This is a genomic window from Acidobacteriota bacterium, from assembly GCA_016196035.1.
Lineage (GTDB): Bacteria > Acidobacteriota > Blastocatellia > RBC074 > RBC074 > JACPYM01.
The window spans coordinates 13,771-36,721 of sequence record JACPYM010000107.1; the positions used below are offsets into that span (position 1 = coordinate 13,771).

The window sequence follows — 22,951 nt, forward strand, 5'->3', positions numbered from 1 at the left end:
CTATTCGCAACCAATCGCTTCGATCACTTTCAATTGCATCGTGCGCCGCGCCGGCCACCACGCCGCGAGCAAGGCAATCAAGACGATGATCGGCAATGACAGCAAGATCAACCGCAGCGGCACGATGAACGGAATGACATACCCGCCGATCATGGCCGACGCCGTGCGCACCAGAAAATAGGTATTGCACATTCCGGCCAGCACGCCCGTCACTAACCCAATCAGGGCGATGACCACGGCTTCCAGCAAAATCAGTTTGCGAATCTGACGGCGCTCACCGCCCAGCGCACGCAACACGCCGAGTTCGCGTTTGCGTTCGGCGGTCGAGATGACCAGCGCATTGACGATGCCGACCGCCGCCGTAAAGATCGCCACCAGCATTTGCATATAAGTCATCACAAAAAAGCCGTCGAGCAATTTCATGATGTTCGCGCGCCATTCTTCTTGCGTGTAAATAAAGGCGCGTTGCTCACCTTTGATGGCGCGCGTGAGTTGTTGCTTGAACGCGGCGCGGTCAACGCCGGGCAGCAGGTTGATGTCAATGATGTCAATCGCCGCGTCGTTCCAGTAGCGTTTATAAAGCGAGCGCTCCATAAACAGCGTGCCTTTTTCAGACGAGTAATCCTCAATGATGCCGACAATCGGGCGTTCAAACGGTTCGGTCGGCGTCGCCAATTTGATCGTGTCACCGACCTTCAAGCCGTAGCGATTGATGAAATTGCGCGCCGCGATCACGCCCTCACCGCTGGTGATTTGCCGTTGCACCGCGCGGGCATCCGCGCTTTCTATTTCCAGCGTGGCGCGCGCAAACCAGCCGTCAAATTCCAGCGCGACCAGCGCGACCGAATCGGCGGCATAGGGCAGGAAGGTGAAGCGCACATTCTCCAATCGTTTGACGCCCGGCAACACCGCGACCTTCTGAGCCAACTCTTCGTTGAAATGCCAGGTCTTCGAGCGCGCGCCTTCGGTCGTCGTCACAAACAAATCGGCATTGATGGATTGCCGCATCCAGCGATCTACGACCTGTTTGTAACTCTGCACATACGCGCCCGTCGCAAAGACGAACATCAGCCCGATCATCAGCGCGCCCACCGTCGTCGAAGTCCGCCGTGGCGCTTGGATCATTGCGTCCACCGCCAGCACACCTTCTGATCCGAACAGCCTGTCCATCACGGGCCGCAAGCCTCGCGCCGTCCATTCCGACAGTTTCGGCAGCAGCACCGTCATCCCCAGGATGATCAAGATCGCGTAACTGAAATGCACATAAAGGCCCGCGCGCACGGGCGAGAACCGCACCAGCAGCAAGCCTGTGACGACCAACACCAGACCGAAGATCACGCGCGCACGGCCCAACACCGCCTCGCGTTGCCGCGTCTCGATGTTGTGCAACGCCGCCGCCGGATTGAGTTGCGAAGCCGCACGCGCGGGCAACCATGCGGCGATGAGCGAAGCCACGACACCCAGCGCAAATGCCAGCGCCGCAAACTTCAAGTTAAACACTGGCGGTTGCTCGGTCGAAACCAGCCCGAAGATTTGATCGGCAATCGTGCTCATCACGCGCTCAACCACGATAGCCAGCCCGAAGCCAAGTCCAATCCCGCAAGCCGAACCGAGCAAACCCATCACGACTGCTTCACCTAAAAACATGCGCTGCACATTGGGCCGCTCGACGCCCAGCGCACGCAGGATGCCGATCTCTTTCCAGCGTTGATTCACCGCGATGCTAAAGGTGTTGAAAATGATAAACGTGCCAACCAGCAAGGCGATGAAGCTGGTCACCGTCATCCCAATGTTCAAACCGGAAATAGTATTTTCCAGCCCTTGCCCGCGCGAGGTTGGGCGGTCTACGTCCAAGCCAGCGGGCAAACGGCTGCGTAAGCGTTGCTGCAAATCCGCGACCGTCACGTTCGGCTCATTCATCAAATCAATGCGGTCGAAGTTCTGGCCGCGCCCGAAGACGAATTGCGCGTTAAAGACATCCATCACGGCGATCTGGCCGCCAAAGACTTCGCCCATCCCTTTCGGCTGAAAGATGCCGCGCACGATGAAATCTTTTTTGCCCTGCGAAGTGAATAGCGGCAATTTGTCGCCCTCTTTCAAGTTGTGCTTTTCAGCAAAAGGCCGCGCGATCAAGATTGAATCGGGCTGCGCCAGCGCCACCAGCGGGTCGCCGATTTCGCTGTGCTCTTGATCGAATTGGTATTCGCGCAACTCGCTGTCGCCGACCATATCCACGCCGATAATCAGCAGGTTGCCTTCGTCTTCAAACGCCGTGTGCGCGATGACTTCGATGGCTGGCTCGGCAATCTTCACACCCGGCGTATCGCGCGCGCTGTCCCAAATGGCTTCGGGGAACCCCGCTTCGCCGCCCGTGATTTGCAGCGTCGTCTTGCCCGCCACCTTTTCAATCGTCGTTGTCAGCGAAGACAGCAAGGTCAGATTGGCTGTGCGCACGGCAAAAAACACCGCCACGCCGAGCGCAATGCCGAGAATGGTCAGCGCTGTGCGCAACCGATGTTGCCGCCATTGCTGCCAAGTGATCTGCGCCAGGATTGAAAGCATAACTTGTTCTGTACAGCAGGCTGCCAGTCTGCTGGGACTTTCGGTTGTAGGGATTCTGAATTGCCTGTTGGCCATCGCCCCTATTTGTCCGAATTGCCAAACCACAGCAGGCTGGCAGCCTGCTGTACCGTTCAACGCCGCACTACCAATTCCTCTTTGACGATGCGGCCATCCCGCAGCCGCAAAATCTTGTCGCAATGCCAGGCCGCCTCTTCGTTGTGCGTCACCAGCAACATTGTCGTGTTGAACTCGTGGTGCAGGTCATCCAACAAGCTCAAAATCTCTTCGCCGGTTTTGGAATCGAGGTTCCCGGTCGGCTCATCGGCCAGCAAAATCGGTGGCTTGAAAATCAATGCGCGCGCGATGGCAATGCGCTGGCGTTCGCCACCCGACATCTGGTCGGGTTTATGCGTAGCGCGTTCGGCCAAACCTACGCGCTTGAGCATCTCGCTGGCTTTCTGCTCCGCCTCGCGTTTCGGAATGCTTTGCAAGCGCAACGGCAACGCGACATTTTCCAGCGCCGTCAGCGTCGGCAACAAATTGAAAGTCTGAAAGATCATGCCGATCTTTTCGCGCCGCAACCGCGTGCGCGCATCATCGCTGAGCGCGGCGATGTCCACGCCATCCACCATCACCTGCCCGCCCGACGGGTCGTCCAAACCGCAGACCATGTTCAACAGCGTAGACTTGCCCGACCCCGACGGCCCCATCACCGCGACACGTTCGCCACGCGGAATTTTCAGATTCACCTCAAGCAGCGCATTGACGACTTTGCCGTCACCATACGAACGCGACACCGCGCGTAATTCGATCATTGTGCCCTCACCTCTCTCTCATGATTGCGAGCCATCTTTCACAAGACTGCACGAATGAAACGGGCAAAAGGTGACACCTCATGCCCGCCTCATGCCCGAATGATGCGAAAACCATTTATCAGCTACAAAAGCGAAAACCTGGCGGAATTTGATCAGCGCGGGAAAAAATCGGCGCTTGTTTTATTTTGGGATCTGAAAGAGGGCTTAGCTTAGCTGCCGCCACTGGCAAAGGCAATTGAGCGCCTGTACCGCGCCACGCAATCCCGCTACAATCGCGCCGCGTCGTGATCCATAACACCAACAACAAACCATGCCCACGTTGACGTCCGCCCGCTGGCAACAAGTCAAAGCAATCTTTCAACAAGTGGCCGAGTTGCCGCCCGGCGAACGCACGTCGGTTCTCGCCCAGATCGCGGCGGGTGACGAGGTGTTGGGCGCGGAGGTCGCCAAGTTATTAGCTGCCGATGAACAGGCTGAAGAATTTTTGGAAGCTTCGCCTGTGCCGGAAATCAAGCAAGCCACCGATGACAGCGCCGCCGGACAAACCATCGGCAGCTATCGGTTATCGCGCGAACTAGGGCGCGGCGGCATGGGCACGGTGTATCTGGCCGAACGCGACGATGCGCAATTCCGCCAGCAGGTCGCCATCAAAATCATCCGGCGCGGCATGGATAGCGAAGACATCCTGCGCCGCTTTCGCACCGAGCGCCAAATCCTCGCCAGCCTCAACCATCCGAACATTGCGCGGCTGCTCGACGGCGGTTCGACAGCGGAGGGGCGGCCTTATTACGTGATGGAATACATCGAGGGGCGCTTTATTGATGACTATTGCAACGAGCAGCAACTTTCCTTGGCCGACCGTTTGAAGCTCTTTCGTCAGGCTTGTGCCGCAGTGCATTACGCACATCAGCATCTGGTCATCCACCGCGATCTCAAACCGTCGAACATCATGGTCACGGCGGCGGGCGAAGTGAAGCTACTCGATTTCGGCATCGCCAAACTGCTGACGCCGGATGACCCCCATGCCACGCTGACGAATTTGGGCCTGATGACGCCCGCCTACGCCAGCCCCGAACAGGTGCGCGGTGAAACCGTGACGACGGCGGCGGATGTTTATGCGCTGGGCGTGATCCTGTACGAACTGCTCAGCGGCCACAGTCCGTATCGAGTACCCAGCGACACTGTCAGCGAACTAACCCGCGCTATCTGTGAGCAGGAACCGCTCAAACCAAGCGTCAGAGCCGAAGGGATGAGGGATGAGGGCGGAGGGATGAAAGCTGGAAGCCGAAAGCTCTTTTCATCCCTCATCCCTCATCCCTCATCCCTCCTGCGTGGCGATCTCGACAACATCGCGCTGATGGCCTTGCGCAAAGACCCGGCGCGCCGCTACGCCTCGGTCGAACAGTTCAGCGAAGACCTGCGCCGCTACCTAGACGGTTTGCCGGTGCGTGCGCGGCCCGACACCTTCCGCTATCGCGCGGGTAAGTTCGTGCAACGCAACCGGTCGTTGACCGGCGCGGTCTTACTGGTGTTGTTGACGCTGCTGGGCGGTATTGCGGCGACGGTGCGGCAGGCGCGGATTGCCGAACACGAGCGCGCGTTGGCGCAACAACGCTTTGACGATGTGCGCCATTTGGCCAATGACTTCGTTTTCAAATATCACGACGCCATTGCCGAACTGCCCGGCTCGACGGCCGTGCGCGCGCTGCTGGTGCGTGACGCAACCGCCTATCTGGACAAGCTGTCGCAGGCGGCGAGCAACGATGCTGGTTTGCAATTTGAACTGGCGCAGGCTTACGCCAAGCTGGGCGCGGTGCAGGGACGCCGCTACGACGCCAATGTCGGCGACACGGCGGGCGCACTGGCAAGCTTTCGCAAGAGCCAGGCGTTGCTCGAAGGCTTACGCGGGCAACCCGCCTGGCAAGCGCGCACGCGCGACGAATTGCTGCGTCTCTATCACGACCTGGGCGATTTGCTTGCGCGCAGCAACCAGGCGGGCGAGGCGCTGGCCTTGCAGCAAAAGGCCCTGGCGCTCAGCCAGGAGGCGCTCGCGGCTGAACCGGCCAATCCCGGCTACCGGCTGCAACTGGTGAATGCGCAGATCAAGCTGGGTGATGCGACCAGTTCAATGCGCAGCGCGTCGCCCAACGGTCAAGACCGGCTGGATATTTACCTGAGCGCCCTGCCCCAGGCCGAAGAGTTGTACCGCGCCGAACCGCGCAATCCCGCCGTGCTCAACACGCTCATCCGTCTCAATCAACGCATCGGCAGTTGTCTAAGCTGGCAGGCGCTGGGCAAGATGATCCGGCAGGATGGGCTGGACGGCGCGCCCCAACAGTTTCGCGCGGCGCTGCCTTACCAACGCCGCGTGCTCGAATTGACCGACGCACTGACGGCTGAGCAAACAACCGCTGGCTCAACTGCCGGTGTGGAAGCCTATCTCGCCAAACGCAATCGTGTGGCGGCGCTGGTCAATTACGGCGCGGCGTTGCGCCATACCGGCGCGCTTGGTGAGGCGCTGCTTTGGCAGTTCCGCGCCTTGAAATTGATGGAGGAGTTGTGCGCCCACGACTCGGCCAACCGCGAGGCGCGCTCCGATCTGGGCGACGTCGAACACGAGATCGCGCTGAGTTACGCCGCCCAGGGCGATGCGCGCAACACCTACAAACACCACCGCCTCGCCTTGGCCCACAAAGAAGCTGTCGCCGCCCGCGACGGCAAGAATCAGGAAGTGCGGACGGCGCTCAAGGTGTTTGCGGATGAAGTTGCGCGTGCCTTGCGGAAGCAACGTTGAATGCAACCTGGGTAAGCACCGCTGCCAGGCTCATGGCAAGGCGGCGCGATACACGCCCGCGCCACCGCCCGTGTTCGCCCCCACGTTCAAATACAGATTCGCGCCATCCACGGCAAAGCCCAGCGCCACTGTTTGGTTGGGCAAGCCATTGCGATTGGCCGCCCAGCTTGCGCCATTATTCGAACTGCTCGAGACGCCGTTGAACAGGAAGCCGACATAGACGTTGTTGCCCACGGCAATCATGCATTCGACAAAGCCGCCCGTGCCCGTCGGCAAACCATTGTTGACCAGCGTCCAATTCGCGCCGTTGTCGGTGGAGCGGTAGACCGCAGCCTCGGCCAGGACGGCGGCGAACAAGGCATTGCCGGCCTGCTGCAAACTCACGATATACGCCGCCGCGGGCAAGCCGGTGTTGGCCGGACTCCAACTGGCGCCGTTATCGGTGGAGCGATAGACGCCGTTGGCAATGTAGCCCGCAAACAGCGTCGTGCCATTCGCCCAAATCGTGTTGAGAATCACATTGTTTCCGCTCGGCAAACCGGTGCTGATCGAAGTCCAGTTCGCGCCGTTGTCGGTCGAGCGATACAACGCGCCGTTGAATGCCCCGGCGTAAAGCGTCGCGCCGTTGGCAAACAACGACCAGATGCCGGGCGCGGCTGGGATGCCATTGCTCGAAGCCGTCCAACTCGTGCCATCCAGCGTCGTGCGATAGACGCTGCTCGCGCCTTGCACGGCGACAAAGACGTTGTTGCCGCTGCTGACCAGCCCATAACAATTATTCGAAGGCAGCCCCGTGGTGAATTGCGTCCAACTCGCGCCGCCATTGGTCGAACGGTAAACGCCGTTGGTGCTTTGATAGGTGACAAACAGCGTATTGCCACTGGCCGCGAGCGACTTGGTATCCTGACCGGTGGGCAAGCCGGTCGAGATTTTCGTCCACGTCAACGGGCCGTCGCCACCGCCGCCGCCAGTGGCGACGGTGATCGTCACGCTCTTGGTGTCGCTCAGTGGCGGGACGCCATTGTCGGTCGCCGTGAAATTCACCGTGAACGTGCCGGTCGCGCCGGGCGTCCAGGTGAATTGGCCGGTGTTCGCGTTAAAACTCGCGCCCTGCGGCAGATTCGCCGCCGCCAGCGTGACGGCTTGCCCGGCGTCAGGATCAGTCGCGCTGACGCTGAAATTCAGCGCCTGTCCCACCGTAGCCGCTTGCGCGCCCGGCACGGTGAGGACGGGCGGACGATTGCCATTCGTCCCCAGCGGGCGTGTGAAAACAGCATTCACGCCGCCCAGCAACAGCCGGTTGCCATCACGGATCAGCCCGATGAACGGCCCTGAGGTCAGACCTTCGGTGATCAAAGTCCAGGTTGCGGCGTTGTTGCTGGTGAAACCTACGCCGCCGCCAGAGCCTCCGGCGTAAACGCCTTCTTCAGCCGCGACGAAGTTATAGATTTGCCCCAAGCCTGATAACTGCGCCGCCGAGCGCGTCCAACTCGCCCCGCCATCGGTCGAGAAATAGAGCAACCCGCTGCCGCCCGCGATGATCGTGTTATTCACGCGTTGGAACGAAACCGGGAAATCCAAGCCGAAGCTACTCACATACGTCCAATTCGCGCTGCTGGTCAGCGAACGGTAAAGGCCCGCGCCCGACCCGCCATAACCGCCCGCCAGCACGTAATCGCCATCCACGAATAACTGCACGGCCTGTGAGGTTGCGCCGAACGCCTGGTTGCTAAACAACGCGAACGAGCCGCCGCCGTCGGTCGAGCGGTAAGTGCCCTGACCTTGCGTGCCGGCAAAGATGGTTTGGCCCGCGCCCGCGACCGAAAGGAATTGCGCCGCCGGCAATCCGTTGGTGACTTTCGTCCACGCGCCCGTGACCTCGTTCAAAATAAACAAGCCGCCGGTCGTCGCGGCGAAGAGTTTGTTGTTGAGGAACGCCAGCCGATACACCAGGCGGCTGTTTTCCAAACCCGTCGAAAACGCCGACCAATTGACGCCGCTATTCGTCGAACGCCAAATGCCTGTATCGCCGCCCGCATAAATCACCGCGCCGTTCACATAAAACGCCCAGATGCGATTGATGCCGTTCAAGCCCGTGCCCAGCGGCTGCCAGGCGATGACTTGCGGATTGACCGTAATCGTCGTCGTCGCGCTCGCGCTCGCCTTTCCATCCGACGCCGTAAAGGTGATTGGATAGGTGCCCGGCGCCGCCGGCGTCCAATTGAAAGCGCGCGTGTTTGCATTGAACGTCGCGCCGGACGGCAATGCCGAAGTCGTCACCGTCAACGCATCGCCATCCACATCGCTAACAGCCACGTTAAACGCGAGCGCTTGCCCCGCCGTGACGTTGTAACTTTGCTGCACCGCCACGACGGGCGGATCGTTGACCGCGTTGACGATGATAAAGACCTCGGCCACGGGGCTAGTGCCGCCGCGCCCATCGGTCACCACAAACGTGAACCGATCCGTGCCGTTGAAATTCAAGCGCGGTGCATACGTCACATTCGGCGCAATGCCGGTCAGCGAACCACTCTGCGGCGCGGTCTGGATGAAATAGCTCAGCGGATCGAGGTCTAGATCAAACCCGCTCAGCGTGATCGCGCGCGGTGTGTCTTCGTCGGTCGCCACACTTTGCACATACGCCACCGGGATGCGGTTGTTGCTGCTGGCGGCGAGCGGCGCACCAAAAACGCCGCCGCCGTTGCTGCCGACCAGCAGGCGCGAGGCAATCGCATAAATCGTGTACAGGTTCGGCGTGGTCAGCCCGTTAATCAACAACGTCCAACTCGCACCGCTGTCGTTGGAAACGTACAGCCCCAGATTCGTCGCCAGATAAATGCGCGCGCCATCAATCCAAATCCAATAGACCGAAATGTTCGCGGGCAAGCCACCCGCCACCAGCGTCCAGAGCGCACCATTGTTGCGCGAGACGCACAAACCGCCGCCCAGCAAACCCGCATAAACCGCCGCGCCCCCGTTGGCGAATGACAAGACCTGCGCGCCCGTGGGCAAGCCATTGTTGATTGCGCCCCATTGCGTACCGTTCAGCAAAAAGATGCCACCGCCGCGCGTGCCCACACACAGCCGCCCGCCATACACCAGCAAGGTCGCGCTATCGAGCGTGCCCAGTCCGGTGTTGAGCGTCTGCCAGACATTGTTCGTATAAACGCACACGCCGCCACTCGTCGCGGCATAAAGCGTCGGGCCGAAAAACAGCAAGTTGTTGATCGTCAGCGTCAAGCCCGACAACCCCGCATTGATCGCCGTCCACAGCAAGCCGCCGTTGGTAGAGCAATAGACGCCGCCGCCCTGCAAACCGGCGTACAGCACCGGCCCATTCGCAATCAGCGACAGGATCGAAGCGTTCCCCGGCAAGCCGATGTTGACGGCAATCCAATTCACGCCATTGTCCGAAGAGCAAAAGACGCCCTGATTCGTCGCGGCGTAAAGCAGGCCGCCAATCGTGGCGAACTGGCGCACGATGCGGTTGGCCAAGCCCAGCGGACGCCAATTCAGATTCGTAATCGGCGGCGCAACCAGTTCGACGCGCGTCGAATTCGAGACGCCAAAACCATTCACGACCACCGTCACATCCATCGCGGCGCTGCCCAGCAAACTGCGCGGCACTTCGACGTTGATCTGATCCAGCCCGACCAGCCCGCCCTGTTTGCCCGCGAAATCAGGCACGATTTCCAACCCGTTGATGATCACCCGCACGAACTCGCGCAGATTCTTGTCGCCGTTCGGATCGGGCGCGCGGCGGATGCCGGACAGAAACAGCACCAGATAAACGCGCTCGCCATCCGGCCCCAAATCCAAGGCATTCGCCAAAAAACGATTGGTCGTCTGGTTGAAGGTCGCCACGTTTTCAAACACCTGCTGCCCATTCGCCCGCACGCGCAAGGCCACCGCCGCCGGGACGCCTTCGCCATTGGCATTGGCGCTGAAGATCGCGGGCGCGACCAACTTCACATCCATTGTGCCGGTGGAAGTCGCGCCGCCGCCGGAGGTGATCGTAACCGTCGCCGTGCCAATCGCCGTGCTCGCCGGGACTTCAAAGTTGACCTGTCCCGCCGAAACGAAAAACAGCCCCGCCAGTTGCCCGTTCACGCGCACCGACGTGCCCGCCAGCGTCGTGGGCAATTGCACGCCCGCCGTATTCGGATCGGTATCGCCGCCCGTGGCGTTTTGCGTCGCCAGGCCGCTGCCAAACGCCGCCACAATCGTTTCGGGCGCAATACTGTCGGCGCGAAAACTGGCGGCGGAAACCAGCGCCACGCTGTTGCCTTGCGCCGCAACAGCACGCTCAAACGCAGCAGGCTTCAGCCCCAGCAACAATCCACCAGCGATAACCAGACCGGCAGCGATAACCAGACCGGCCAGGCGGCACAGCGAGAACGTGCGAAACTTCATTTTCAATCCTCCTGAATGTGTGGTGGCGCGCGGAAGCTGCGCCAAGGGGAAAATACGGGATGCACTCAGTAACGCAGGAAAAGCGGGCAAACGGGAGCAGGCTGACGAGTATTTTTTTTGCAACGTTGCGCGCTGCACTGTGGGCTTTTGCAAAGTCAGTGAAACGCTGAGTGTGCGACTTGAGACTGATTCCCGATTCCTGACTCCTGATTCCTGATCGGCAAAAATGCTGATGATTTTCAAACATCAGGAACCAGGAATCAGGAGTCAGGAATCAGTTTCGCCCCGAAGCTGGCCTGGTTTCCGATTTTGCAACAGCACTGCGGGCGCACCGACGTAGGCGTTCCGCATTTTGGCAAACGCGCGCCGACCGCATAAAATCCAGCCTTCCCCAATCCGATCAATCCCCACACTGTTTCCAGCATGTCTGACTTACGTTCACCAACACTGTTGCTGAAAGAGGCGCAGGCCGGCAATAAAGCCGCGCTCGACGCATTGCTGCCGCTCGTCTATGACGAATTGCGGCGGCTGGCCGCGTACCATCTGCAACGCGAACGCAGCGACCACACCTTGCAACCGACCGCGCTGGTACACGAGGCCTATTTACGTTTGGTAGATCAACACGCGGTGGACTGGCAAAACCGCGCGCACTTTTTCGGACTGGCGGCAGAGATGATGCGGCGCATCCTGGTCAATCACGCGCTGGCCCGGCAGGCGGCCAAACGCGGCGGCCACGAGACGCGCGTTTCGCTGGATGAGGTGTTGGATTGGGCCGAGCAGCGCGCAGTGGATTTTGTCGCGCTGGATGTCGCGCTCGCCAAACTGGCGGTGCTTGACCCGCAGCAGGCGCGCATCGTCGAACTGAAATTTTTCGGTGGTCTTTCGGTCGAAGAGATTGCCACTGTGCTGGAGATTTCCACGGCCACGGTGAAACGCGAATGGCGGATGGCGAAGGCTTGGCTTTTTCAGCAGCTTGCCTAGCGCGGTTTGCAATACTCATCTGGGCGAATAAATTCGCCACTACGACGGGCTGGTTAAACGTGCATGCCGCGCGGCTTCAGGCGATACAGCATCTCGCCCGCTTTCGGCACAAACAAAACACCTTCATCCTCGCGGCCCTGCCATTCGTCCAGCTTGATCGAAGCCGGGTCGAGATAGCCCAGCTTGATGCGGCGGCAACGCTCTTCACTGATGCCGGTGGCCAGGGTGACTTTGATGCGCGGAGATTCAACGCCGGTCGCCGCGTCGTAACTGCCCAGGCCGCGCACGTGCGTGCTGTGCGCCACGACGCCGAGCGGATAATGTTTGAACCGTTCCCACTGCCGCACAAAATAATCACGCACGTGATAGCCGATTTCGTCCAGCACCTGGCCGTGGGTGTAACTGACTTCGTCAATGTGGGGCGCATAGATTACGACTTCGCCGCCATCCGCCACGACGGGTTCGAGTTTGTACATCCCCTTCCCAGCCGTCCACAAATCGTCATAAAGCTTCGGCATCACCGAGAGCACGCGTTTGTAAGGACGTTTGGCCAGAATGATGTGCAGTTGCGCGGATAAGTCGGCCGCAGCTTCCCACGCCTCTTCCGGCGTGCCGGTGTAAAGGCCCGCCAAGCCGTCGCCCTTGACCACCATGCTGAAACAGAGTTTGGGTTTGTTGATGAACGAGGCGGCGCGATCAATCACGCGGCGCACGGCGGTTTCTTTAATGCCGATGGTGTCGAAGTTAGTCACGACCGCGCCCAGCCAATGCGAAAAGTTGATGACTTCGGCGCCGCTGATTCCGGGGAAGAAGTACTTATTGCCGCCGGAAAAGCCCGCGACTTCGTGCGGAAAGACGGGGCCGCAAATGATGATCTGATCGTAATCAAGCACCAGCCGATTCACGCGCACCGGCACAGCCTCATTCAAAATGCCGCCGGAGATTTGGGCGATCTCGTCACCAGAGATTTCGCCCAGCGTCGTCAACACATCGGGCGCGGCCCAATCGTGATTGAAGACGCTGACGTCCGCGTAACGGCCCGCGCGTTCTTCAACCGTCACGCCCAAATGACGATTGATTGCGTCTTCGCTCATCGGCATGTGCGTGCCGAGCGCAATTAGGAAATCCAGCTTGGCGACTTGGTTGGCGAGCGCTTCGTGAAAGAGCCGGAACATCAGCGGAATCGGCGCGGTGCGCGTACTGTCAGGGATGATGATGATGACGCGCTGGCCCGCGAGCGTGTGCTGCAGTAGCGTCTTCATCACCAGTTCGCGGATTTGCTCTTCAGTCAAAAATTGATCGGTGTGGCCGTAGCCGATAAGCATTGAACGCTCCTGTCTAGCCGCAAGAAAACGCAAAAGATGATTTGCTATACACCGCTGTATGCCGAGAAACCGCCATCCACGGGCACAACGATGCCCGTGACAAAGGCGGACGCGGGCGACAGCAACCACAACACTGCGCCCAGCAAATCTTCGGGATTGCCAAAACGGCCCATCGGCGTGTGCGAAATGATGCTCTGCCCGCGCGGCGTCAATTCGCCTGTCGCTTGATTGATGAGCATGGCGCGGTTCTGTTCGCCCAGAAAGAAGCCCGGCGCGACGGCATTGACGCGCAGCTTAGGCGAGTATTGCTGGGCCAGATGCACGGCCAGCCATTGCGTGAAGTTGTTGATGCCAGCCTTGGCCGCCGAATAGCCGATCACGCGCGTCATCGGGCGCATCGAACTCATCGAAGAGAGATTCAAAATTACGCCTTCGCCCTGCTCTGCCATCTGCCGTCCGAAAACCTGGCAGGGCAGAATCGTGCCGAGCATGTTCAGGTCGAACACATACCGCAGTGCCTCTTCGGGCAAATTGAAAAAGGTCAGATCGGGCCGCGTGGTGGCTTCAGGCGAGTTGCCGCCCGCGCCGTTGATCAGGCCATCAATGCGCCCGAATTTATCGAGCACTACGCGCGTCGCGGCTTCGAGCGTGTCAGTGTGCAAGACATCGCCGCTGATCACAGCGGTCTGTCCCGGCCCTGCCATTTGGGCGATGGCAGCCTCGCCTTTGGCTTTGTCGCGGGCCAGCACGGCGACATTCGCGCCACAACCGACTAAGGCCTGTCCCATCGCGCCGCACAGCACACCTGTGCCGCCGGTGATGATGAAAGTGCGGCCTGTGAAATCATAGAGTTTGGTTAGTTCACTTAAGGTCATCGTGTTGTTTTTCAATCAAGACACACGACGCTCACGAAGAGATTCCCCTTCTGCGTGCGTCTTCGTGTGGCTTCCTAGATTAGTCCCCTGTGGCTTTCGCAGCCTCGCCGAAGGGCGCGAAGTGTTTGCCGAAATGCGTTTCGAGCACGTCGTAATAGGTCTCTTCGTACTCGCGCAAGGTCGCAAAAAACGGCGCGCGAAAATCGGCGTGATGCAGCACCGACCCAAACGTCACGTGCAAAATCTCGCGGGCGTGGAAATCGTCGAGCAGGCTCGTCAATTGTTCATCCACCAACGCCGCCACGTCCGGCATCTTTTCGACTGCGGCGGAGACGTGATAGCTGGCGCGGTCAGTGGGATAGCGGCCTGCGGCAAAGGCGGCGATGGCGCGGAAGAGTTTGGGGTTGGTTTTGCCGATAGCGCGCAAGGCTTCGAGATAGCTGGTGCCGGCGGTTTTCAAATGCACCAACTCGCCCGCCACACGCGAGGCAATCGGGTAGATGCTGAATTTGTCCGAACCGGAATGCAGGCTCAGCTTGTATGGCCCATAGGTTTGCGACACGGCCAGATGCTGGGCAAAGGATTTTTCAAACTCATGCAAATCGCCGATGTAATCCACGCCCTTCTCAAAATCGCCGACGTAACGCGGCGCGAGGCTGACCCATTGCACGCCCAGCCGCTTCAGTTCATTGGCGATGTAAATGTGTTCGGCCACCGTGGTCACGGTTTCCGATTCGTCCACGCTCATTTCCAACTCGAAGGGCTTGCCGCCCATCACGGTTTCGAGATGGCGGTACATCTTGGCCGTATGCACGACAACGCGGCCATACTTGGCGGTCGCCCGCAACAAATCTTCTTCTTTCAGTTCGAATTTGAATGTGCCCAAATCAATTGTGCGTTGCAGGCGCGTTTGCGTGTCGGCCCAAGTGGTTTCGAGTTCCGCCCACGGCAAGGCTTCGGCTTTGGCGCGCAGGACATCAACGGGCGCGGTGTTGGCCTCGTTATCTACGTGCTCGCTGGGATCAATCGTGTAAAAGGTGAACCCGGCGGCGGCACAGGAATCAATGTCCGCCGTGTTTTTCAAATGATCGGCATCCGCGCCAAACCCCGCGCGCCAACCTTCCTGCAAGACGCCCCAGAGCGCGTCATCCATCACTTCCTGCGGGGTGCGCCCTGTGCGGGCGTTTTCGCGGATGGATTGTTGCGCCAGGATCGGCGCCATCGTCGAGTGGCGAATCGCGCGCAGGTGTCCCGGTGTCGCCAGACCCAAGCGGTCGCCACAACCCGCCGATTTCGCCAAACCTAACGGACGTGGCACAAGAAATGGCAAGGCGGTGCGCAAAGCCGTCGCATTGGCCGCGCTGGTCGCACCGACGAGAATGTTCAGCGGTTCGCCATTCAACGTGGCCGCACTTCGTTCGCCTTCAAATCCGTTGAGCGATGCTTCGTTACGGGCCACTAGGCCCAAACACTTTTCCGTCCCTTTGCGGCCCAGAAAATAGAGCCGTTGCTGCGCGGCGGTGAGCGAAAGCGGATAAACCGCCAAGCCGGTGAGTTGCCCTAACGCCTGTGCGGCGGCCTGTCCTTCGGCAACGGACAAGGGGGCAGCCAGAGCTTCGGATTGCAAACAAATCAGCCAATCAGAACCCATTTCATTTGTCTCCCAACAAAACTTGATTACCCGGAATTTGGGCGCGCACAGCTTACGACATGCCAAATGGTAAAACCAGTGTCTAAGGCCAAAGAAACCGCCAAAACGAGCAAGTAATTCCGCCCTGCACAAGGCTTTGCACAAAGCGAGCCTAAAATAGCGGGCGGTTTGTGCAAGTAGGATTTTTGCACAAACCGCCCTTTCCTATCTTTACGCGATTTCAATCTCGCCGCAGAACGTCGGGACAACCCCAAACTCAAACATAGACTGAATCAGCACGCAGATATTGTGGCAGAGAATTTTGCATAACGCCTCATTGATCTGCGCCGTATCGCCTTTGCTGCGCAATCGCGTTGAGAACTTTGCCTTTATCATGTGAAAGACCGTTTCACCGTTTGACCGTTTGTGATAGTGCGCCAAGAACTCATCACGATTGAAGCTGTAGAAGTGAAACATCTTTTCAAACAACCCGCCAACTCCGCCCGTCGCGTTGGCCTTGAACGCGATGTAAGGCGTTGCCCCAACCTTCGCAATCGCATCGTGATTATCAAGGCTTGAATAGCCCTTGTCCGCGCTCACTTTACTCAGGGTGAAGTTTTCAGCCGTCTTGCTCACAAGCCCCGGCAGCATCGGCGAATCGCTGGCGTCTTTGCCTGTGATTTCGGCAGACGTAACGATGTGAGTTTTTACGCCGGTCATCAGATGCGCCTTTATTCAAGCATTTGTCGTGCTTGCCGTATTTCTCATCAAACCAACGGACATAATTGCAGGTTGAAAAGCCGCTCGAATCAACCGCAAAATCTTTTTCCAGCGCCTTCAGCGGCAAGCTGCTGTGTCGGATCATCTCTTGCAGAACCGAAGTCAGATTCGACATTTCGAGATAGTCAGACACCCCCGGCGATGCCGGGGGCTTGATAGGCAGTGCCGCCTCAAAGGCGGCGGACAAAACCACGGCGTCATGGTGCCCTCAGCGTTCGACTAGAAACGCCCGCTTTCATCCGAGCCCTCTTGTTCCCGGATGTAGCGTTTGAGCTGCTCTTCGTTGAGTCCGACAGTGGACGCATCGTAACCACGCGCCCAAAAGCTCTCGCCCGCGCAGTTGCGTTCTTTGCCACGCAAGCGCGCAAGGCGAAGCGCGCGCTTGCGTTTGATACAGCCGCGCACCGACGCCACCGCATGTTTCGGTGGAATCGCAAGGCACCTATGCACATGCTCGGCTGACGTATGACCCTCGCTGATCTCGCCTTCCTTCTGCCGCGCGCGATCGCGGAAGAGCGGTCCGAGTTTCTGGCGTAGGTGCCCAAACAACTCCTTGCGTCGTCGTTTGGGCACGAAAACCACATGGTATTTGCAATCCCACCTCGAGTGGGACAGGCTCTGCGTGTTCCCTATCATGAAGTTCTCTCCTGGTGATGCTATCAAACCCCCAGGGGAGAACTTTACTCCAGGAACGCTCAAAGCTGTTCTGGTCTCACTGGTAGAACCAGTGGCTTACCCTTTGTTGTTCAGTTATCCACGAAAGGGATACCGTTCAGCTCGCGCAACCATGACGAACGGCGCGGATGCAGCTACACTGTGGACGCTTTCTGAACTACAAAACATGAAATCCAATCTGAATATGACAACTCGTCTCCGCTGTTTGATCGCAATGGCATTTTTGCCTGTTGCCTGTTGCCTGTTGCCTGTTGCCTTTTCACAGGCCCAGAGTGACGTCACTGCGCAACAAGTCGAAGCCGGCCGCCAGCTTTACGCCGGTTCCTGCGGCAACAGCTATTGCCACGGCAGCGAAGGCAAGGGTGGCGGCGCGCCCATCCTGCGTGACCGCGTCTTTCGCGCCGGCTATCTGCGCGCGGTGATTACTGACGGCAGCGACGGCACGCCCATGCCTGGTTTCAAAAGCCGGATGACGGCACAGGAAATCAATCAACTTGTGGCGTATTTGCTCTCGCTCTCGCCCGGCAAAGGCGACAAGCCGGAGCAGGCCTTTGCCACGAAGGCCGCGCCACCAGCGGGCAATACAGCCAACGCGGCAACGAATGAGCATTTCAACCAAACGCCGGGCAAGCCCCAGACGGAACCCGCGAACCAGCCGCCCAAGGTCAGCCTGAGCGTCAGCGGCAACGGCGCGGCGATTCGCGGTGAAGCGCAGGCGGGCCACTCCTTGTTCTTCGATCAGAGCAGCGCGAACAATTGCAGCGCCTGTCACAGCGTCAACGGCGTGGGCGGCAAGGTGGCGTCGGACTTGAGCCGTTTGCGCGACCAAACACCGCGCCAGCTTGCGTTGCGCATTCTGGCGCCGCAAAACAGTGAGCCGGCCAGCGATTTGGAAAGATATGGCCTGCTGCAAATCACCACGCGCGGCGGCGAAAAAGTCGTGGGCATCAAACGCGATGAAGATGCCGAGAGCTTGCGGCTGTACGACACCGCGACGCGCCCGCCCATTTCGCGCAGCTTCCTGAAAGCGGACATTGCCAGTATCGAAAAACTGCTCACCGCGCCCTGTCCTGGTGCCGGTGGAAGCTACGCTGAGAAATTCGCCGTTAAACAATTGCTCGATCTGATCGCTTTTTTGAAATCGGCGGATTTGAAAAACCCGGCGAGCATTTCATTGAACGACCTTTTCTAACCGCTCGTGCTTAACTTTGGAGGTACGTATGCCTACGCTCCCACTGACAGCCGCAGTCGGCCTCAATGCAGTGAACAACCCCAACGACGTGCGCACGGTCAAACGGCGGCTGGTCGAACTCGGCTTCAATTGGTTGCAAGCCGATAGCGCGCTGGGGCCGGAAACGATCAAGACGATCCAGCTTTTTCAGGCGATCAAAAATGGCCTGAACGTTGTGGGCGACCCGCGCAACGACGGGCGCATCAATCCGGGCGGCGACACGCATCTGTGGTTGCAGGCGAACAACGCGCCGCGCTGGCTGGTTATGCCGCCCGGCTCCAAAGCCGAAGGCTTCATCAATGACGAACTGGCTGACACTAGCGACCAACACGATTTCGGCGCGAGTTGGCTGGCCGAGGTCTTGCGCGCCATCGCCCTGGATTTCAAAAACACTTACCTGCGCGTGCATCCGAACGCCTCAGTCATTCGCCTCAACGACATCAGCCTGCCGCGCGGCGGCCCGACGCCCAGCCATGCCTCGCATCAGGCCGGCATGTGCTGCGATTTGAAATTGCCCAAGCTGAATGGGCAGGCGGGTGGCATCACCTACAATGATTTGTCGTATGACCAACTGACAGCACGCGCGATGCTCGAAACCATCAAGCGCCACCCCCAAGCCAGCCGCACCTTTTTCAACGATCCGGTGCTGATCGCCGAAGGCTTGTGTCAGGCCGTCACGGGTCATGACAACCACATCCATTTCGAGATCAAACCACCCGTGCGGCGCTAAGATCCCCTGCTTGTCTCCACCAGGCAAAAACGAAGAGAGACGTTGCCGCCGATGAACGCTGAATTACGCTGATCAAATCCCTGACCGAATTGAATTGATCCGCGTGCTCTGCGGCAACGTCTCTCCGCTTGACCCGCTACCCGTGGTGAAACTTCAGGCTTTCGCTGCCTGCGCCACCTCTGCTTCATCCAGCTTGCCAATCATCCCGCACCAGGGCGGAATCACGAGCGTCACATTGCCTTGCGCTTTCATCTGACAGGCCAGCCGAATCGGCGATTCCGGCTCGCCGGTGAAACCTTCGTAGCCGAAATAACGCCACTTGTTTTTCTCACGGTCATTGGGCGGCGAAATCTTTTCGGTCGGCGAGAGCACGCCCACCCAGCAGGTGCCGCACGCCGCCGTCCGGCATTCAATCGGGATCGGCCCTTCGCCCGCCATGCAACGCGCGTCTTCCAGATGATGCGGACGTTGATCCAGCTTGGCCGCCATCGTCACATCCTGCTCGTGCATAATCTTGAAGGTATTGCCCGGCGCGCTCTCACGAAAGTTGACCGTGTACCGTTTATCCACCGATTTCAGGAAACCCAGCAATCCCTGGCCGTCATCCTTGGCGCGCTCAGCCACAACCTGATCCGCCGACTTGTTCCAACGCTTGCCGTAATCACCCGCCGCCGCCGGTTGTTTGAAGCGTTCGGCACCGACCTGTTGCAAAGCGCCAAACGCGACGGCAGTAATGCCCAACACCAACGCTTCGCTAGCCTTGACCTGTTGGGCCGCCTGCCTGGCCGCGGCTCTGATGTGGTCAACCAGGCTAACGCCCGCCGCCGCTTGCGCCGCATACTCGCTCACGACCGCTTTGACCTGCGGCCAGTAACGATGGCCGTACAGGAATTCCGCTGACGTATCCACCTGCTCACGCAAGAGTGCGTTGCCTTTGATGATGAGCTGTTTGGCCGTCGCCGCCGGATCGCTGGATTGTTCAAACGCGCGCCAAAGTTTGACGGGAAAGAACGCGAACCAGATGCGCGTCGCGTTGCGGTCGACGGGGCGCATCGAAGCTTGCAATTCGCTGACGGTGCGTGCCCACGCCGCGTCGTCTTGTTGCGCCAGCAAGGCAGAAAAATCGTTTACCATTGGGGCAAAATCCTCCTTCCAGGAATTTAGAAACTTTTTGGTTGGTAAATGAAGGTGCGGAGGATAACCGCTAGGCAGCGGGTTGGGCAAGTCGGATGACCGGTCCTGACGGAACGCGAACTGCCGGCACGGGTTGAGAAGCAGCGCCCAAGTCGCCGGGTTCAGCGAAAATCAACCGGCCTGTGGCGCGGCCTTTTTGCCAAGCAATTGCACGACCGCGCTCTGGCCAGTGTGTAAACGTCCTTCGTAAATCTCGCGCTCCACCTCGTGGGCAATTTCCCATTCCAGCCCTACCAATTCGCTGCGCACCGCCGCCAGCGGGACGAGTAATTCAATGGAGCTAGGCCCGCCTGTACCGAATTCAAGCTGCCTGGGCGCGTAGGCTTCGAGCAAGAAAACGCCGCCAGCGCGCAAGCCCGCAGCGATCTGTCCATAAAGTCGTTGGCGCGCCAGCACGGGCAGGTGGCAGAAGATGGAAACGATGCCATCCCAAGCGCCCGCCTCAATGATGTATTCGGCCAGATCGGCCTGAATCGTCGTGATGCTGACGCCTCGCTCCGCCGCCAATTGCCGGGCTTTGGCCAAACCGACGGCAGATAGATCAACCGCAGTTACTTCATAACCCTGCTGGGCCAGCCAAACGGCGTTGCGCCCCGGCCCTTCGGCCAAACACAGCACGCGGCCCGCCGGAATCCGGGCGGCATGTGCCACCAGAAAATCGTTTGGTTCGGTACCGTAGGCGTAGCCTAATTCAGCGTATCGTTCATCCCACATCACATGCCTCCTGCTCGTTCGTTTGATCCGTCAACGCGCGAGCGGTTTGCCGCCGCCCGCAGCAACGAACACTCAATTGCGCCGCGCGCGTGACAAAGGCGCTGCGGCAAACGCACTCGCGTGCGCGGCGAACCGCTCTTGCAACGACGAACAAACGACTTCGCAAAGATCAAAAACGGTCGGATCGGCGATGGAATAATAGACCGTGTTCCCTTCCTGCCGCCGCGCCAGCAGACCCGCATCCTGCATCAGCTTGAGATGCTTGCTGACGTTGGGTTGCGTGGATTCCACCGCTTCGGTCAAGGCCGAAACGCTCGTCTCACCCGCTTCCAGGCATTGCAAAATTCGCAGCCGCATCGGGTCAGACAGGACCTTGAACCGCGCCGCCACCAATTGCAGCGCCTCCGGCGTCATCAGTTGTCGCGCATTTCGCTTCATCCTTGAACTCCTTGGAAATCTTCTTGACAATATAACTAAGTAATTATACAGTTCGAACAGTGACAGTATACAGATTGCCCTAAAGGCTGGCAATGGAAATTTCAAAAGTGCTTTTTGGCGGAAGAGAGGCTCAAATGTCAGAGAAAAAAAAGACCGGACAACTTGGTTATGGTTTCAGCCGCACGCTAGATTTACCAGTGCCGCAGGCGATTGGGCGCATCAAGGAAACGCTCAAAGCCGAAGGGTTCGGCGTGCTTTCTGAGATCAATCTCAAAGAGAAGCTTCACGAAAAACTCGGTATCGAGTTTCGTGAATACGTGATTCTGGGTGCGTGTAATCCCCCAATTGCCTATCAAGCGCTGCAAGCAGAGTTGGCATTGGGCTTGCTGTTGCCATGCAATGTGGTGGTTTACGAAGAAAGCGGCCAGGCGGTCATCGCGGCGATTGATGCCGCCAAAATGTTGTCCATCGTCGGCAATCCGCAATTGGAAGCCGCCGCCGCACAGGTCAACGAGAAATTGCAACGCGCCATCGCAAATTTATAAACGGAGGGAATTATGCCGGAGTGGATTGGGGGAGCTTTGTTATTCGCCGGCTACATCGTACTGATGCGTTGGGTGTTGCCACGTGCGGGTGTGCCGACTTGAATGGCCGATACGTGCAGCGTCGAGGATCGTCGCAAATCACAGCAAACGGAACCACAAGCAGGCGTGCAGCAAACGAAGGATTGAGATGAACGCCACGAAATTACCCAGCATCAAAGTAGAGCGGAGCGAAACGGCGTTTCTGATCACAGGCGCGGCGCTGGCATGTTGGCTTTTGTTCTATTTCAACTTGCAAACGCTCGGTGGACTACTGGCCGGTCTTTTACTGGGCGGGGCCAGCGAAACACACTTATACAATGCCGTTGCCTTCTTTCTCTACGAGGTACCCAAAGTACTGTTATTGCTAAGCCTGATCGTCTTGGTGATGACGGTCGCCCGCTCGTTCTTTTCAGCAGAACGCACGCGCGCATTACTGGCCGAGCGCGCCAATTCCAAAACGGGCCACGTGCTGGCAGCACTGCTAGGCACGGTAACGCCGTTTTGCTCGTGCTCGGCGGTGTCGCTGTTTATCGGATTTCTGACCGCCGGGATTCCGCTGGGTGTGACCTTTTCTTTCTTGATTGCTGCGCCAATGGTGAATGAAGTCGCGCTGGGAATGTTGTTGATTTCTTTTGGGTGGAAGGTGGCGCTGGTTTACCTCGTGACCGGTTTGTTGATCGCGATTGTCGCTGGTTACGTCATCGGCAGGTTGCACATGGAGCAGTACGTCGAGGAGTGGGTTTACGCCACGGACGCGCTGGACGGCGGCGCGGAAATGGAATTGCAATGGGTTGACCGGCTGAAGTTGGGTTGGAACGCCGTCAAAGAGATTGTCGGCAAGGTGTGGCTGTTCATCGTGCTGGGCATCGCTGTGGGTGCGGGCATTCACGGCTTTGTGCCGCAAGCTTTCATGGCTGCGATTTTGGGTAAGGAATGGTGGGCCGTGCCGCTGGCGGTATTGATCGGCATTCCAATGTATTCCAACGCCGCCGGAACGATTCCGATCATGCAGGTGTTGATCGAGAAGGGCGCGGCGCTGGGAACAGTGCTTGCGTTTGTGATGTCCGTGATCGCGCTATCGCTGCCGGAGTTGGTGATTTTGCGCAGGGTGTTGAAATTGCGCTTAATCCTGCTGTTCGTCAGCGTCGTCGGCACCGGCATTTTATTGGTCGGCTATCTCTTCAATTTGATCTTTGATTGAAGGCAGTCT

The 22,951-nt window shown here is 58.9% G+C and carries 18 protein-coding genes; 7 read left to right on the plus strand and 11 right to left on the minus strand.

Annotated features, from left to right (window positions below; all coding sequences use genetic code 11):
• Together HY011_29850 and HY011_29855 are read right to left on the minus strand one after the other, a co-directional pair.
• A complete protein-coding gene (locus tag HY011_29850; GenBank protein MBI3427154.1) occupies positions 1-2,562 on the minus strand; it encodes an ABC transporter permease in 2,562 nt (853 codons plus the stop codon).
• A 131-nt stretch (positions 2,563-2,693) separates the two neighbouring features.
• Positions 2,694-3,377 carry an ABC transporter ATP-binding protein gene (locus tag HY011_29855; GenBank protein MBI3427155.1) on the minus strand — a complete coding sequence of 228 codons (684 nt, stop codon included), beginning with the start codon at positions 3,375-3,377 and terminating at the stop codon, positions 2,694-2,696.
• 54 nt (positions 3,378-3,431) lie between these two features.
• Between HY011_29855 and HY011_29860 the strand changes: the two genes are divergently transcribed.
• Positions 3,432-3,590, plus strand: a complete 159-nt coding sequence (locus tag HY011_29860) for a hypothetical protein (protein MBI3427156.1) — start codon at positions 3,432-3,434, stop codon at positions 3,588-3,590.
• A 97-nt stretch (positions 3,591-3,687) separates the two neighbouring features.
• Positions 3,688-6,171, plus strand: a complete 2,484-nt coding sequence (locus HY011_29865; GenBank protein MBI3427157.1) for a serine/threonine protein kinase — start codon at positions 3,688-3,690, stop codon at positions 6,169-6,171.
• A gap of 30 nt (positions 6,172-6,201) precedes the next feature.
• Here HY011_29865 and HY011_29870 read toward each other — a convergent pair whose 3' ends face one another.
• A complete protein-coding gene (locus HY011_29870; protein ID MBI3427158.1) occupies positions 6,202-10,584 on the minus strand; it encodes a cadherin-like domain-containing protein in 4,383 nt (1,460 codons plus the stop codon).
• A gap of 423 nt (positions 10,585-11,007) precedes the next feature.
• Between HY011_29870 and HY011_29875 the strand changes: the two genes are divergently transcribed.
• Positions 11,008-11,565 (plus strand): sigma-70 family RNA polymerase sigma factor, encoded by a 558-nt coding sequence (locus HY011_29875; GenBank protein MBI3427159.1) that lies wholly within the window; start codon positions 11,008-11,010, stop codon positions 11,563-11,565.
• A gap of 53 nt (positions 11,566-11,618) precedes the next feature.
• On the opposite strand, the gene HY011_29880 is transcribed toward HY011_29875, so the two are convergent.
• From HY011_29880 to tnpA, 5 genes are all read right to left on the minus strand, one after another.
• Complete coding sequence (locus HY011_29880) at positions 11,619-12,890, minus strand: DUF2088 domain-containing protein (GenBank protein MBI3427160.1); 1,272 nt, start codon at positions 12,888-12,890, stop codon at positions 11,619-11,621.
• A gap of 44 nt (positions 12,891-12,934) precedes the next feature.
• On the minus strand, positions 12,935-13,765 hold the full coding sequence (locus tag HY011_29885; protein MBI3427161.1) for an SDR family oxidoreductase: 831 nt from the start codon (positions 13,763-13,765) through the stop codon (positions 12,935-12,937).
• Positions 13,766-13,844: 79 nt separating this feature from the next.
• The gene (locus tag HY011_29890; GenBank protein MBI3427162.1) at positions 13,845-15,416 is read right to left on the minus strand and encodes a hypothetical protein; all 1,572 of its coding nucleotides are present in this window, start codon (positions 15,414-15,416) and stop codon (positions 13,845-13,847) included.
• A 210-nt stretch (positions 15,417-15,626) separates the two neighbouring features.
• Positions 15,627-16,115 (minus strand): transposase, encoded by a 489-nt coding sequence (locus HY011_29895; protein ID MBI3427163.1) that lies wholly within the window; start codon positions 16,113-16,115, stop codon positions 15,627-15,629.
• 279 nt (positions 16,116-16,394) lie between these two features.
• Positions 16,395-16,808 (minus strand): IS200/IS605 family transposase, encoded by a 414-nt coding sequence (gene tnpA / locus HY011_29900; GenBank protein ID MBI3427164.1) that lies wholly within the window; start codon positions 16,806-16,808, stop codon positions 16,395-16,397.
• Between the two features lie 226 nt (positions 16,809-17,034).
• On the opposite strand from tnpA, the gene HY011_29905 reads away from it, so the two are divergent.
• Both HY011_29905 and HY011_29910 read left to right on the plus strand, forming a co-directional pair.
• Positions 17,035-18,042, plus strand: coding sequence for a c-type cytochrome (locus tag HY011_29905; protein ID MBI3427165.1), 1,008 nt, complete (start codon positions 17,035-17,037; stop codon positions 18,040-18,042).
• Positions 18,043-18,070: 28 nt separating this feature from the next.
• Entirely contained in the window at positions 18,071-18,811 is a 741-nt protein-coding gene (locus HY011_29910; protein MBI3427166.1) for a penicillin-insensitive murein endopeptidase, read from the plus strand.
• Positions 18,812-18,964: 153 nt separating this feature from the next.
• On the opposite strand, the gene HY011_29915 is transcribed toward HY011_29910, so the two are convergent.
• The 3 genes from HY011_29915 to HY011_29925 all read right to left on the minus strand — a co-directional run bounded on the left by HY011_29915 (position 18,965) and on the right by HY011_29925 (position 21,157).
• Positions 18,965-19,945, minus strand: coding sequence for a (2Fe-2S)-binding protein (locus HY011_29915; GenBank protein ID MBI3427167.1), 981 nt, complete (start codon positions 19,943-19,945; stop codon positions 18,965-18,967).
• A 171-nt stretch (positions 19,946-20,116) separates the two neighbouring features.
• Positions 20,117-20,719, minus strand: a complete 603-nt coding sequence (locus HY011_29920) for a class I SAM-dependent methyltransferase (protein MBI3427168.1) — start codon at positions 20,717-20,719, stop codon at positions 20,117-20,119.
• A gap of 72 nt (positions 20,720-20,791) precedes the next feature.
• Positions 20,792-21,157, minus strand: a complete 366-nt coding sequence (locus HY011_29925) for a winged helix-turn-helix transcriptional regulator (GenBank protein MBI3427169.1) — start codon at positions 21,155-21,157, stop codon at positions 20,792-20,794.
• A 134-nt stretch (positions 21,158-21,291) separates the two neighbouring features.
• Between HY011_29925 and HY011_29930 the strand changes: the two genes are divergently transcribed.
• Complete coding sequence (locus tag HY011_29930) at positions 21,292-21,702, plus strand: DUF302 domain-containing protein (GenBank protein ID MBI3427170.1); 411 nt, start codon at positions 21,292-21,294, stop codon at positions 21,700-21,702.
• Between the two features lie 187 nt (positions 21,703-21,889).
• Positions 21,890-22,942, plus strand: a complete 1,053-nt coding sequence (locus tag HY011_29935; protein ID MBI3427171.1) for a permease — start codon at positions 21,890-21,892, stop codon at positions 22,940-22,942.
• Positions 22,943-22,951 lie beyond the last annotated feature (9 nt).

What these genes read in the sequence shown, in the direction of transcription:
- HY011_29915 (MBI3427167.1), bottom strand. Translation starts at nt 19,945, where the DNA reads ATGGTAAACGATTTTTCTGCCTTGCTGGCGCAACAAGACGACGCGGCG.
- HY011_29870 (MBI3427158.1), bottom strand. Translation starts at nt 10,584, where the DNA reads ATGAAGTTTCGCACGTTCTCGCTGTGCCGCCTGGCCGGTCTGGTTATC.
- HY011_29865 (MBI3427157.1), top strand. Translation starts at nt 3,688, where the DNA reads ATGCCCACGTTGACGTCCGCCCGCTGGCAACAAGTCAAAGCAATCTTT.
- HY011_29910 (MBI3427166.1), top strand. Translation starts at nt 18,071, where the DNA reads ATGCCTACGCTCCCACTGACAGCCGCAGTCGGCCTCAATGCAGTGAAC.
- HY011_29860 (MBI3427156.1), top strand. Translation starts at nt 3,432, where the DNA reads ATGAAACGGGCAAAAGGTGACACCTCATGCCCGCCTCATGCCCGAATG.
- HY011_29925 (MBI3427169.1), bottom strand. Translation starts at nt 21,157, where the DNA reads ATGAAGCGAAATGCGCGACAACTGATGACGCCGGAGGCGCTGCAATTG.
- HY011_29850 (MBI3427154.1), bottom strand. Translation starts at nt 2,562, where the DNA reads ATGCTTTCAATCCTGGCGCAGATCACTTGGCAGCAATGGCGGCAACAT.
- HY011_29855 (MBI3427155.1), bottom strand. Translation starts at nt 3,377, where the DNA reads ATGATCGAATTACGCGCGGTGTCGCGTTCGTATGGTGACGGCAAAGTC.
- HY011_29885 (MBI3427161.1), bottom strand. Translation starts at nt 13,765, where the DNA reads ATGACCTTAAGTGAACTAACCAAACTCTATGATTTCACAGGCCGCACT.
- HY011_29880 (MBI3427160.1), bottom strand. Translation starts at nt 12,890, where the DNA reads ATGCTTATCGGCTACGGCCACACCGATCAATTTTTGACTGAAGAGCAA.
- HY011_29930 (MBI3427170.1), top strand. Translation starts at nt 21,292, where the DNA reads ATGTCAGAGAAAAAAAAGACCGGACAACTTGGTTATGGTTTCAGCCGC.
- HY011_29890 (MBI3427162.1), bottom strand. Translation starts at nt 15,416, where the DNA reads ATGGGTTCTGATTGGCTGATTTGTTTGCAATCCGAAGCTCTGGCTGCC.
- HY011_29920 (MBI3427168.1), bottom strand. Translation starts at nt 20,719, where the DNA reads ATGTGGGATGAACGATACGCTGAATTAGGCTACGCCTACGGTACCGAA.
- HY011_29935 (MBI3427171.1), top strand. Translation starts at nt 21,890, where the DNA reads ATGAACGCCACGAAATTACCCAGCATCAAAGTAGAGCGGAGCGAAACG.
- HY011_29905 (MBI3427165.1), top strand. Translation starts at nt 17,035, where the DNA reads ATGACAACTCGTCTCCGCTGTTTGATCGCAATGGCATTTTTGCCTGTT.
- HY011_29875 (MBI3427159.1), top strand. Translation starts at nt 11,008, where the DNA reads ATGTCTGACTTACGTTCACCAACACTGTTGCTGAAAGAGGCGCAGGCC.
- HY011_29895 (MBI3427163.1), bottom strand. Translation starts at nt 16,115, where the DNA reads ATGACCGGCGTAAAAACTCACATCGTTACGTCTGCCGAAATCACAGGC.